The 11,777-nt window shown below is 70.3% G+C and carries 10 protein-coding genes; 5 read left to right on the top strand and 5 right to left on the bottom strand.

What is annotated here, in order from left to right; all coding sequences use genetic code 11:
- From D7Y21_RS36655 to D7Y21_RS36640, 4 genes are all read left to right on the top strand, one after another.
- Positions 1–1,130: polymer-forming cytoskeletal protein (locus D7Y21_RS36655; protein WP_147469478.1), on the top strand; the 1,130-nt coding region annotated here is incomplete at its 5' end.
- A 209-nt stretch (positions 1,131–1,339) separates the two neighbouring features.
- Complete coding sequence (locus tag D7Y21_RS36650; RefSeq protein WP_121718167.1) at positions 1,340–2,686, top strand: 2Fe-2S iron-sulfur cluster-binding protein; 1,347 nt, start codon at positions 1,340–1,342, stop codon at positions 2,684–2,686.
- A complete protein-coding gene (locus tag D7Y21_RS36645; RefSeq protein WP_121718166.1) occupies positions 2,683–4,173 on the top strand; it encodes an FAD-dependent oxidoreductase in 1,491 nt (496 codons plus the stop codon). Before D7Y21_RS36650 ends, D7Y21_RS36645 begins: the two co-directional genes overlap by 4 nt.
- Before the next feature lie 278 nt (positions 4,174–4,451).
- On the top strand, positions 4,452–5,237 hold the full coding sequence (locus tag D7Y21_RS36640; protein ID WP_120563102.1) for a serine protease: 786 nt from the start codon (positions 4,452–4,454) through the stop codon (positions 5,235–5,237).
- Between the two features lie 11 nt (positions 5,238–5,248).
- Here D7Y21_RS36640 and D7Y21_RS36635 read toward each other — a convergent pair whose 3' ends face one another.
- A complete protein-coding gene (locus D7Y21_RS36635) occupies positions 5,249–6,124 on the bottom strand; it encodes an SDR family oxidoreductase (protein ID WP_120563101.1) in 876 nt (291 codons plus the stop codon).
- A 146-nt stretch (positions 6,125–6,270) separates the two neighbouring features.
- Here D7Y21_RS36635 and D7Y21_RS36630 point away from each other — a divergent pair, with 146 nt between their 5' ends.
- Entirely contained in the window at positions 6,271–6,732 is a 462-nt protein-coding gene (locus D7Y21_RS36630) for a universal stress protein (protein ID WP_120563100.1), read from the top strand.
- Between the two features lie 27 nt (positions 6,733–6,759).
- On the opposite strand, the gene D7Y21_RS36625 is transcribed toward D7Y21_RS36630, so the two are convergent.
- The 4 genes from D7Y21_RS36625 to D7Y21_RS36610 all read right to left on the bottom strand — a co-directional run.
- Positions 6,760–7,440 (bottom strand): Fe2+-dependent dioxygenase, encoded by a 681-nt coding sequence (locus D7Y21_RS36625; protein ID WP_121718165.1) that lies wholly within the window; start codon positions 7,438–7,440, stop codon positions 6,760–6,762.
- A gap of 39 nt (positions 7,441–7,479) precedes the next feature.
- On the bottom strand, positions 7,480–9,753 hold the full coding sequence (locus D7Y21_RS36620) for a TonB-dependent siderophore receptor (RefSeq protein WP_233612430.1): 2,274 nt from the start codon (positions 9,751–9,753) through the stop codon (positions 7,480–7,482).
- Positions 9,754–10,054: 301 nt separating this feature from the next.
- The gene (locus D7Y21_RS36615) at positions 10,055–11,407 is read right to left on the bottom strand and encodes a PepSY domain-containing protein (protein ID WP_121718163.1); all 1,353 of its coding nucleotides are present in this window, start codon (positions 11,405–11,407) and stop codon (positions 10,055–10,057) included.
- Positions 11,408–11,434: 27 nt separating this feature from the next.
- A partial coding sequence (locus tag D7Y21_RS36610; protein ID WP_147469477.1) for an energy transducer TonB occupies positions 11,435–11,777 on the bottom strand: 343 nt, incomplete at its 5' end.

The raw sequence follows: 11,777 nt of genomic DNA, 5'->3' as shown, positions 1-11,777 counted from the left end.
CCCCTCCCGAGCCGCCCGCCATGGACGCGAACGCGACGCCCGAGGAGCGCGCCCTGGCCCGCGAAGAGGCGGAGCGGGCGCGCGAGGAAGCCCGCGAAGAGGCGAGGCGCGCCCGCGATGAGGCCAAGCAGGCCGCGAAGGAAGAGGCCGAGGCCGCCAAGCAGCGCATCCGCGAGGAGATCCGCAGCTTCCGCGACAGCTTCAAGCACAAGAAGGGCAAGCGCGGCGCCCGGGACGTGGTGGCGCGCGGACAGAACCTGGAGGTGAAGGAGGGCGAGTCCGTGGAGAGCGCCGTCGTGTACGGCGGCAACCTCATCGTGAAGGGCACCGTGGAGGACGACGCGGTCACCTTCGGCGGCAACCTGGAGATCCAGGGGCACGTGGAGGGAGACGCGCACGCCTTCGGCGGCAACGTCATCCTGGGGCCCAACGCGCAGGTGGAGGGCGACGTGTCCGCCTTCGGTGGCCAGGTGCAGAAGGCGGACGGCGCCATCGTGGAGGGCAGCCTGGAGTCCTTCGGCGGCGCGGGCCTGGGCCGCATGGTGGCGGGTGAAATCAAGCGCGGCATGCAGGACGGGCAGAACCACGACGCGTCGGTGGACCACGACGACGATGACGACCACGACCGCGGCGGGGGACTGGCGTCCTTCATCCTCCAGTTCGCGCTCCTCTTCGGCCTGGGCTTCCTGGGGCAGATGTTCTTCCCGGCGCGCATGAAGGAACTGGGCGATGAGATCCGCGCCAACCCCGCCCGCAACTTCTGGGTGGGCCTGGTCGGCATGGCGGCCCTCATCCCGCTGACCATCGTCCTGTGCATCACGCTCATCGGCATCCCGGTGGCGTTCGCCCTCCTGGTCGCCTCCATGCTGGGCACGGCGCTGAGCTACGCGGCCATCGCCAGCGAGGTGGGCACGCGGCTTCCGGTGCTGCGCGGCCGCAAGACGCAGGCGGTGGTGCTCGCCCTGGGCCTGGGCCTCATCCTCCTGGTGAGCCACATCCCGGTGCTGGGTGTGTTCCTCAACCTCGTCCTCATCCCGCTGGCCTTCGGCGCGGTCATCCGCACCCGGTTCGGCTACCGCGGCCGGGGCATGCCGGAGCCCATCTTCCCCCGGAGCGAGAACCCGGTTTGACGCACCCGGCCTCACGGCCCCCGGATTGCCACACCGCATCATGAAGCCCCGCTCCCAAGCGCACCGGGAGTGGGGCTTTTTCCTTCTCCAACAAGTGCCACGCTCGCGCGCCATCACCTGCGCTGTCGTGACCGGGTGTTGACGATGGGCGGGCGGCCGTTGACAGGCTTTGACCGGCTCCGTCGGGTGCGCCATTTTGCGCGGCACCCATGCGACGCCTCCCAGACGCAACCCCGCGCGGCAGGGCCATCACCGTGGACCTCGAGGGCGAGAGCATCCCCGCCATCGAAGGCGAGCCGGTGGCGTGCTCCCTCATCGCCGCGGGCGAGAACGTCCTCTCCCGCTCCGTGAAGTACCACCGCCCGCGCGGGCCGTACTGCTTCGCCGCGGCCTGCTCGCACTGCCTCATGCGCGTGGACGGGCTGCCCAACGTCTACACCTGCCGCACCCCCGCGAAGGAGGGCATGCGGCTGGAGCGGCAGAACGCGTACCCGTCCGCGAAGGTGGACATCTTCGAGACCATCGACTGGTTCTTCCCCAAGCGCCTGGATCACCACGAGATGTTCGCGGGCGTGCCGGTGGCGGAGGACGTGATGGCGCGCGTGGCCCGGCAGCTGGCCGGCCTGGGCCTGTTGCCCCGGGAGGCGGGCCCGGCGCCCCTGCCCCCTCGCACCTTCCACACCCCCGTCGCGGTGGTGGGCGGCGGCGCGGCGGGCCTGGAGGCGGCGCGGGTGCTCGCCGGACAGGGCGTGCCCTTCCTGCTCTTCGAGCGCGACGCGAACCTGGGCGGACGGCTGGCCCACGGCGCCCCGGAGGACAACGCGCCCTTCGTGCCGGAGGCCACCGCGTTCCCGCAGGGCAGCGTGGTGAAGAACGCCACCGTCATCGGCCTGTATGACGACGAGCACGGCCGCTACCTGGCGGTGGCGGCGCGGGAGGCGGCGAACCTGCGGCTGCTCAAGGTCTACGCGAAGCGCTTCCTGCTCACGGTGGGCGGCCATCCCCCCACCCTCCCCTTCGAGAACAACGACCTGCCCGGCGTCATCGCGGGCCGCGCGGCGAGCCTGCTTTTGCGCAAGCACGACGTGGCGCCCCAGGTGGCGACGCTGGTGGGCCACGGCCCGGAGCTGCACGCGCTGGCGCACCTGTTCACCCAGCGCGGCGTGGAGGTGGTGGCGGTGGTGGACCTGAAGGGCCCGCTGCCCGCGAACGCGCACCCGAAGGCCGTCGTCGGTGACGGGCTCAAGGCCCACGGCCTGCGCGGCGTGACGGCCCTGAGCTTCACGCCCCAGGGCGGGCGCAAGCAGAAGGTGTCGTGCGACGCGGTGGTGGTGTCCGTGCCGGTGACGCCGGGCTTCGAGCTGGCGCGCCAGGGCGGCGCGAAGGTGGAGTTCGACGCGGACGCGGGCCACTTCCGGGTCGAGGCGGACGCGGACGGGCGCACGCAGGCGGCGGACGTGTTCGTCGCGGGCGACGTGGCGAAGGTCGGCACGGCGAAGGACGCCGCGGCCATGGGCGCACGCGCGGCGCAGGCGCTGATGGGAGGGCTGTCATGAGCAAGGCGCTCGTCTGCACCTGCGAGGACGTCACCGTCACGGACGTGGAGCACGCCATCGAGCGCGGCTACCACGACGTGGAGTCGGTGAAGCGCTACACGGGCTTCGGCACCGGCATCTGCCAGGGCAAGAGCTGTCACGCCGCGGTGGCCGCGCTGCTCAAGCAGAAGGCCCCGGCGCTCAAGCCAGATGCCGTGGTGCCCTTCACGCCGCGCCCGCCGCTGTACCCCACGGAGCTGCGCCTGCTCGCCAGCGCCCCCGTGGACGAGTCCGTCCCGCCCGTGGGCGGCGTGCCCCAGGAGCTGGAGCACTTCCCGTCCGCGCTGCGCCCGGAAGGGCCGGTGCCGCAGAAGGCGAAGGTGGTCATCATCGGCGGCGGCATCATGGGCCTGTCGCTGGCGTACAACCTGGCCCTGCGCGGGGAGACGGACGTCGTCGTGCTGGAGCGCGGCTACCTGTGCGCGGGCGCGTCCGGCCGCAACGGCGGCGGCGTGCGCATGCAGTGGGGCACCCCGGCGCTGATTGAGCTGGCCAAGCGCTCCATCGACCTGATGAAGGGCTTCGCGCGCGACCTGGGCGTCAACGTGTGGCTGCGCCAGGGTGGCTATCTCTTCCTGGCCAAGCGCAAGGACACCGCGTACCGGCTGGATCGCAACGCCGCCCTGCACAACAAGTACGGCGTGCCCACGCGCATCATCACCGCGGACGAGGCGCGACAGATCGTCCCGGACCTCACGATGAAGGACTGCGTGACGGCGGCCTACAACCCGGAGGACGGCGTCATCTTCCCCTGGGCCTTCCTGTGGGGCTACGCGCAGGGCTGCGTGAAGCGCGGCGTGAAGGTGGAGACGTACACGAACGTCACCGGCTTCGAGACGAGCAACGGCCAGGTGCGCAAGGTGAAGACGGACCGGGGCGACATCGCCTGCGACACCGTGGTGCTCGCCTCCGGCGCGTGGAGCCCCGCGGTCGCGAAGCTGGCGGACGTGAAGCTGCCCAACGAGCCGCACCGCCACGAGATCCTCAGCACCGAACCACTCAAGCCCTTCCTGTCGCCGCTGGTGTCGGTGCTCGACACCGGCCTGTACTTCAGCCAGTCCATGCGCGGTGAAATCGTGGGCGGCATGGGCGACCCGAAGGAGCCCGCCGGCCCCAACATGGGCAGCACCCTGCGCTTCGTGGCGCGCTTCGCCCAGGCCCTCACGGAGCAGCTGCCACACGTGGGCCAGGTGAAGGTGCTGCGCCAGTGGGGTGGCCTCTACGACGTCACCCCGGACAACAACCCCATCCTCGGACGCACCCCCGGCCTGGACAACCTGCTGCAGCTGTCCGGCTTCGTGGGCCACGGCTTCATGATGGCCCCCGCCGTCGCGGAGCGGATGGCCCAATGGATGACCTCCGGCGACTCCGACGAGCTCTTCACCCGCTTCAACCTCCGCCGCTTCGAGGAAGGCACCCTCGAGCGCGAGGACATGATCATCGGCTGAAGAATTCCGCCCTCCCCGCCCCTGTCTCCGCCTGGGACAGGGGCGCTCCCCGCATGTCCGCAAAAGCGGCACTCCCGGAAAATCACGCAAGTTGCCGGGATGGCTGGGGATTCGCCGCGGAACGTGACGTTTCTTTACAAACGCAACCGGATTGCACGGAGCATCCACGCACCACTGTCACGGGTGCGTGACGCCGGGTCCCCTCTGGCGGGCGCGCTGGCACGGGGCGTGCCTAGGCCCCCCGCGCCGCGCAATGCCGCGCGGGGGGAGATTCAGTGATGACCGCGAAGAAGCTCGTGGGTGCGATGCTGGTGATGGGCCTGACGGCGTGTGGTTCCGTGGAGCCCATGGACGTGCCGGACGCGGAGCCGCTCGCGTCGCAGGAGTCCAACGTCATCGTGGGCACGCTGAACTGGGTGAGCGCCACGTCCCTCACGGGCACGCAGCGCACGAAGTCCCTGGCGGTGGGCTACCTCTCCATCCCGGCGGTGGGCAGCCGCTGCACGGCGTGGCTGGTGTCCAACGACGTGGTCATCACCAACAACCACTGCGTGGGCAGCGCGTCGGAGGCGGTGGGCGCGCGCGTGTCGTTCAACTACGAGGACGGCGTCGCGTCCGCTTCGCGCGTCTGGTACCCGTGCGCCACGTTCATCAAGACGTGGAGCGGTGACGACATGACGGCGCTGCGCTGCTCGGCCGTCAACGGCCAGCTGCCCGGCCAGGTGTACGGCTTCCTCACCGTCGCCAGCACCAACGCGGCGACGAACGCCACCGTGTACGTCGTGAACCAGAACTGCGACTACTACACGACGTCGTCCTGCACGCCGACGAAGAAGTCCTCGCCGGGCAAGGTGCTCAACGGCAACTACAGCACCACGGACATCTCCTACGACGCGGACACGCTGGGCGGCTCGTCCGGCTCGCCCGTCATCTCCACGTCCACGAACCAGGTGGTGGCGCTGCACCACATCGGCGTCGGCGGCAACTCGCAGGGCCGCGGCACGGCCAACACCGGCGTGAAGGCCACGCGCGTGAAGGCGCGTCTGGCCGAAATCGGCCTGTAGTCGCCCAGCGTCTACGTCGCGGACGAAGGCTCCCCTCTGGCCAGCAGCACCGGCTGGGGGGGCGCATCCGTTCCGGTGGGCCCGGTCGGCTTCAGGAGCAGCGTCCGCTTGAGGCCGCCCAGCGCCAGCCGCCCCAGGCCCCGCTTGAAGGAGCGCGGCAGGAAGCGCAACAGCCGCATCACCCAGCGGTGCCCCAGGCCGGGGTACACCAGCGCCTCGCCCCGCTCGAAGCCCGCCAGGGCCTCGCGGGCGCACTGGCGCAGGGACAGCTCGAAGAACGGCGTCACCTCTCCGTCCAGGTGGGGCCCCAGCGCCAGCGGGCCGGGGGCCACGAAGGTGACGGGGATGCCCGCGTCCTTCAACTCCAGGCGCAGGGACTCACTGAAGCCGTCCAGGAAGCGCTGCGTGGCGGAGAACGTCACCGCGCCCGGGAGGAACAGGCGCGCCGCGCCCGAGCCCACCGTGAGGATGCCGCCCCGCCCGCGCTCCAGCATGGGGCCCAGCAGGCGGTGGGTGATCATGGCCGGGGCCAGCACATTCGCCTGCACCAGCTCCTCGATGCGCTTCCAGCGCTCCTCCGCGTACAGGCCGCTGGAGGCGTAATCCGCGTTGTTGATGAGCACGTCCACGCGGACGTAGTGGCGCTCCAGGTGATCGAACAGGGCGTCCACGGCGCATGGATCATCCAGCCGGCACGCGCGGATCATCACCCCCAGGGTGGGATTCCGGACGAGCAGCTCCTGCCGCAGGCTCCCCAGGTCATCCACGTCGCGCGCGACGAGCACCAGGGTCCTGACCCGGGGGGAGAGCAGCCGGGCGAGCTCGCGGCCGATGCCGCCAGCTGCGCCGATGATGAGCACGGTACCGTTGTCGATGGGAGGGCGCATATGGGGGCAGGACCTCGGACACGAAGGTGCCCATGCGCGGGTGACCCTGCGTGCCCGCCCCGCTGCTCGGCTCCTCCTGCACGCCCCCTTGCCCTGGCGGCGGGCAGGCGTTAAGCGTTCATTGCTCCCGCTGGAGGAGGACACCCATGGCTGGCCCTTCACGCATCCTCGTGCCGGTGGACCTGAAGGACGGTTCCCGGTCCGTCGTGGACTACGCGCTGCAACTCGCCCGCCCCTTCGGCGCGACGGTGGACATCCTGCACGCCTGGGAGCCGCCGCAGTACGTGGCGCCGGACCTGCTGGTGGCCTCGCCCGGATGGGACGCCACGTCGCTGGAGGCGATGGCGCGCGACACCGCGGGCAAGGAGCTGGAGGCGCTCTTGCGCAAGGTGGACGGCACCGCGCCCGTGGCGCTGTCCCACCGCGTGGTGATTGGCGAGGCGGGCAACGTGGTGCTGGAGGAGGCCGAGCGCGGGAAGTACGACCTCATCGTGATGGGCACACACCAGCGCAAGGGGCTCACCCGCATGCTGCTGGGCAGCGTGGCGCAGAAGGTGGTGGGCCGCGCCGCGTGCCCGGTGCTCACCCTGCACGTCAGCCCGGAGTAGAGCGGCTACCGGCTCCGGTGTCCGAGGCTAGGGCTCCGCCCACTGGCGCAGGAGGTTGTGGTACACGCCCGTGAGCATCACCAGCGCGGGGCTCTTGGGCACCTCGCGGGTGAGCTGCATGATGGACGTGTCCATGTCGAAGAGCAGCGAGCGCTGCCCCGCGTCGCGGATCATGCTCTGGATCCAGAAGAACGACGCCAGCCGCACGCCGCGCGTCACCGGCGTGACGTGGTGCAGGCTGGTGGACGGGTAGACGATGAGGTCCCCCGCGGGCAGCTTCGCCGAGTGGTTGCCGTAGGTGTCCTCCACCACCAGCTCACCGCCGTCGTAGCTGTCCGGGTCGGAGAGGAAGAGCGTGGCGGACACGTCCGTGCGGATGCGCTGGTTCGAGCCCAGGAGCGGCCGGATGGCGTTGTCCACGTGCGAGCCGAAGTCCATGCCGGACTCGTAGCGGTTGAACAGCGGCGGGAAGACGCGCTGGGGCAGCACGGCGGAGATGAACAGCGGGCTCTTCTCCAGGCCGGCCAGCACCAGGTCCCCCAGCTCCCGGGCGGCGGGGCTGCCTTCGGGCAGCTGGAGGTTCTTCTTCACCTGCATGGACTGCTTGCCGGCGGTGGTCCGGCCATCCTCCCACGCCGCCTTGTCGAAGACGGCGCGGCAGTGGGCCACCTGCTCGGGCGTGAGGACCTGCGGGATGTGCACCATCATGATGAACGTCCTCCTACGCCCGGCGGGAATTGCGCGCGACTAGAACCGCACGTGCGCGGAGAGCAGCGCGGAAACGCCGTCCGCCGGCACGGCCTGACCGCCGTAGTACGAGTCGTAGTAGAGCTTGTCGGTCAGGTTGTAGACGTTGAGCTGCAGGTCGACCTTCTTGATGGAGTACGACGCGAACGCGTCGAAGCGCCAGAAGTTGGGCACCTTGGTGAGCAGCACCGTCGCGTTGGCCGGGTTGTTCACCGTCGCCACGTCCTGGTAGGTGGCGCCGCCGCCCACGGACAGGTTGTCCAGGATGGCGTACGTGGTCCACAGCGAGAAGCTGCGCTTGGGCGTGTTCACCAGGCGCTGGTCCACCAGGAACTCATTGGTGTGCTCCTGGATGCTCGCGTCCAGGAACGTGTAGTTGGCGAACACGTTCCAGCGGCGCACCGGCGAACCCGCGACGCCGAGCGCGTAGCCCTGCACCCGCTGCTTGCCCTCCAGCACCGTGGGCGGGCCGTCCGGATCCGAGTTCGGCACGCGCGCGTTCAGCTTGTTGGTGCGGAACAGGGCGGCGTTGACGCTCAGGCGCTCCGCGATGAGGTCCGCCTTGGCGCCGATCTCGAAGGTCTCGTTCTTCTCCGGATCCAGCGTGACGGTGTCGTTGGCCAGCGTGGCCAGCTCCGCGCTCGGGTTCTGGGACGTGCCGTACATGCCGTAGACGCTGGTGTTCTCCGCCGGGTGGAGCACCAGGCCCACGCGCCAGTTGAACAGGTTGTTCTCCTGCTCGAAGGCGGCCACGTCACCGTTCGCGGCCTTGGTCTCGTAGTCGCTGTGCAGGTTGTCCAGGCGCAGGGTGCCCAGGACCTCCACGTACTTGCCGATCTGGATCTGATCCGACGCGTACGCGCCCAGGTTCCACTGGCGGCTGTAGTTGGTGGCGCCCGGGACGCGGTTCACGCCGGACAGGTCCGGGCTGTTGTCCGGATCGAACAGGTCCGCCGGCAGGTTGCCGGTCGCCGTGGTGAGGTTGATGCGGCCCAGCTCACGCTGCTCGCGGGACACGTCCAGGCCGAAGTTGGCGGTGTGCTTGAGGAAGCCCGTGTTGAACACGCCGCGCACGTCCAGCTGGTCCGCGAAGTAGGTGTTGTCCGTGGACGTCTCGAAGCGCTGGCGGCCGATGGTGGTGGGGTCCGTGACCGGCGTCAGGCCACGCGGCGCGGTGGGCCGGGCGAAGCGGTCCACGCCGCCGTAGCGCAGCGTGTTCGTCAGGCGGAACGTGTTGCCCAGGTCCGCCAGCAGGCGCGCCGAGCCGATGTGGACATTGACGAGCTCCGTGTCGCTGTCCTTCACGCCGTAGAAGTTCTCACGGGGCACGTCCAGGGTGACGCCCACGGGGTAGCCGTTGAAGTACGGCTGGCCGTAGTCCGGCACGCTGTCCTCGTGCTGGTAGAAGTAGTCCACTTCCAGGGCGACCTTCTCCGCCAGCTGGAAGCGCGCGGACGGCGCGATGCCCACGCGGTTCTCCTTCACGACGTCACGGCCGGCGACGCCCGCCAGCTGCCCCACGGCGCTCACGCGGAACTGGACGCTGTCGGAGAGCTCCTGGTTGACGTCCGCCTCGATGCGGCCAATCGGCGCCGTGCCGCCGGACAGGCGCAGGTCCGTGAAGGACCCCTTGCGCGCCTTCTTCGTCACCAGGTTGATGGCGCCGCCCGTGGAGCCGCGGCCGAACAGCACCGACGACGGGCCGAAGTAGACCTCCACGCCCTCCAGGTTGAACGTGTCGCGGGTGAACCAGCCCAGGTCGCGCACGCCGTCGCGCAGCGTGTCCGTCTGGGCGGAGAAGCCGCGCAGCGAGAAGGAGTCACCCTGGCGGCCACCCTCGCCCGCCGTCACCGTGATGCCGGACACGTTGCGCAGGGCATCGCGCAGCGTCGTCGCCTGCTGCTCCTCCATCACGCGCTCGGGGACCACCGTGATGGTCTGCGGCGTGTCCACCAGCGGCCGCGGCAGGCGGGCCAGGCTGGGCTCGGTGACGTTGTACTTCTGCGTCTCACCTTCCACGGACACTTCCGGAAGGACGTACGCGTCGTCCTCGCCGGCCTGCGCCGCCGGCGCGCCAATGGGCGCGGACTCCGGGGTGCGCTCAGGGGCCGGAGCGTCCTGGTCCACGGGGGCGGTCTCCGCCGGCCGGGACTCCTGCACCGGCGCCGACGTCTCGCCCGTCACCGGCGTCTCCTGCGCCACCGCGCCGCCCGCCGCCAGGGCGGAGGCAAGGCCTACGGCAGCGGGCCCCCAGGGCCAGAGCGCGCCGCGCACGCCTCCAGGGTTGCCATTCGATGAGCGGATACCAGTACGACCGGGCTTGGCTGTGGACACGAATCCCCTCGGGATAGGAAGCGCTGTCTAAATGAGAATGATTCTCATATGCAGGACCCTGATTCTCGTTACAAGAAATTTCTTCCCGTCGACACTGTGAGGAGCGAAGGCAGGCGATCGTTACAGCACTGCTTTGCATCAGACGGCCGAATGCCACAGGCCACAGAGTGAAAACAATGAGGCCCGGATCCGCTCTCGCGGTCCGGGCCTCGGGACTGCATGGGTTTGCTGAGTCGCGACTTCAGGCGGCGTTCTTGTTCGACTCCGCGGGCGGTGCCACCGGGGCCTCGGATGCCACGGGCTGCGTCTTGCGGCGCGGGACGAAGCGGCGCCAGGAGAGCGCATAGCCGGTGTAGACGAGGAACACGGCGCCAAAGGACGCGAGCGCCGCGATCAGCTGGCCCACCCACCCCAGCGCCTCGCCGGTGTGCAGGAAGCGCAGCCACGTGCGCAGCTTCCGGCCGCTGTTGAAGTCCGCGTACGTCTCCGTCTTCAGAGGCTGGGCCGTGAACGGATCCAGCGACACCGTGTTGGTGGCGAAGAGCGGCCAGCGCTCCTGCTCGCGGACGGTGAAGGCGCTGGCCTGCGGGCCCTTGGGACCACCGCGGCCTTCCGCACGGCCTTCGCCGCGAGGGCCACCCTCACCGCGCGCACCACCTTCGGCCCGGGGGCCACCTTCGCCACGCGGAGCACCCTCACCGCGCGGGGCGCCTTCGGGACGGCCGCCGGGGGCGCCAGCGCCTTGAGGCGTGGCCAGGCGCAGGGTGATGGTCTCCCAGGCGTTGGACTGCTTCATCACCGCCGCGAACTGCGCGTCCAGCGGCTGGGGCTGCGTCCCCGGCGCGGGCGTGGGCACGGCCGCGGGCGCCGAGGCGATGGGCCCCTGCGCCGCGGGCGGCTCGTTGCCGGTGAGCGTGAAGACCAGGTTCGATGCCCACTTATAGGAGATGACCGCGCCGGACGCGGTCAGCACCACCAGCACGGGCAGCGACCAGAAGCCGATGACGTTGTGCCAGTTGAAGTCGCGCGCCTTGCCCTTGAGCCCGCGGCGGAACCACAGGACGGGCCGCATGGAGCGCAGCGTCCACTTGCGCGGCCACCACAGGAACAGGCCGGTGATGCCCAGGAAGAGGAACGCCAGGTTGGCCACGCCGGTGATGGCCTTGCCCACTGCGCGGTTGTCGCCGGACGCCGCGAGCCAGCGGTGCAGCTCCTCCATCGTGTGGAAGAACGAACGCCAGCCCTGCGCGCCCGGCTCGCGCACTTCACCGGTGTAGGGGTGGACGTAGACAGCGGCGCCGCGGCCCAGGGCCACCGTCACCATGCTGTCCGCTTCCGGGGACACCGTCACGCCGGAGGGAGGCACGGCGGGCTTCGCCGCCTTCACCTTCGCGATCATCTCCTCCAGCGTCAGGCGGGGAGTCCCCTCCGCGGGAGGCGCCGCGTGGCGGGCGTCACGGTCCGCCCAGTCGATGATCTGCGACTCGAACGCGATCGCCGCGCCCGTGAACGACATGACCCCGACCACGAGCCCCACGATGAGGCCGCAAACCAGGTGGATCCAGAAGAGAATCGAGCGGAGCTTGGGATTCATGAAGGCTTCTACGGGACTGCGAAGGAACTACCTCAGGGCGAACTTCACCGGGATCACGACCTTCACGCGCACCGGCGCGCCGCCGTGTCCCAGGGCCGGCGAGAAGCGCCAGCCCGCCACGGACTCGAGCGCGGCCTCGTCCAGGCCCGGCACCGAGCGGTGGATGCGGGGCGAGCCCGGCTCCACCGCGCCATCCGTGCCAATGATCACCATCACCATCACCACGCCGGTGATTCCGTCCTCGCGGGCGCGGCGCGGATACTCCGGCTTGCCGGACAGCAGCACCGGCAGCTTCATCACCTCGCGCGGCGTATAGATGGGCGGCGCGGTGCCCTGCCCTCCGACCTTGCCGCCCACGACTCCGCCCACC

Source organism: Corallococcus sp. AB045 (assembly GCF_003668895.1).
Classification (GTDB): Bacteria; Myxococcota; Myxococcia; order Myxococcales; family Myxococcaceae; genus Corallococcus; species Corallococcus coralloides.
This window is presented reverse-complemented; position numbering and strand designations above follow the sequence as displayed.

What these genes read in the sequence shown, in the direction of transcription:
- D7Y21_RS36650 (WP_121718167.1), top strand. Translation starts at nt 1,340, where the DNA reads ATGCGACGCCTCCCAGACGCAACCCCGCGCGGCAGGGCCATCACCGTG.
- D7Y21_RS36645 (WP_121718166.1), top strand. Translation starts at nt 2,683, where the DNA reads ATGAGCAAGGCGCTCGTCTGCACCTGCGAGGACGTCACCGTCACGGAC.
- D7Y21_RS36640 (WP_120563102.1), top strand. Translation starts at nt 4,452, where the DNA reads ATGACCGCGAAGAAGCTCGTGGGTGCGATGCTGGTGATGGGCCTGACG.
- D7Y21_RS36635 (WP_120563101.1), bottom strand. Translation starts at nt 6,124, where the DNA reads ATGCGCCCTCCCATCGACAACGGTACCGTGCTCATCATCGGCGCAGCT.
- D7Y21_RS36630 (WP_120563100.1), top strand. Translation starts at nt 6,271, where the DNA reads ATGGCTGGCCCTTCACGCATCCTCGTGCCGGTGGACCTGAAGGACGGT.
- D7Y21_RS36625 (WP_121718165.1), bottom strand. Translation starts at nt 7,440, where the DNA reads ATGATGGTGCACATCCCGCAGGTCCTCACGCCCGAGCAGGTGGCCCAC.
- D7Y21_RS36615 (WP_121718163.1), bottom strand. Translation starts at nt 11,407, where the DNA reads ATGAATCCCAAGCTCCGCTCGATTCTCTTCTGGATCCACCTGGTTTGC.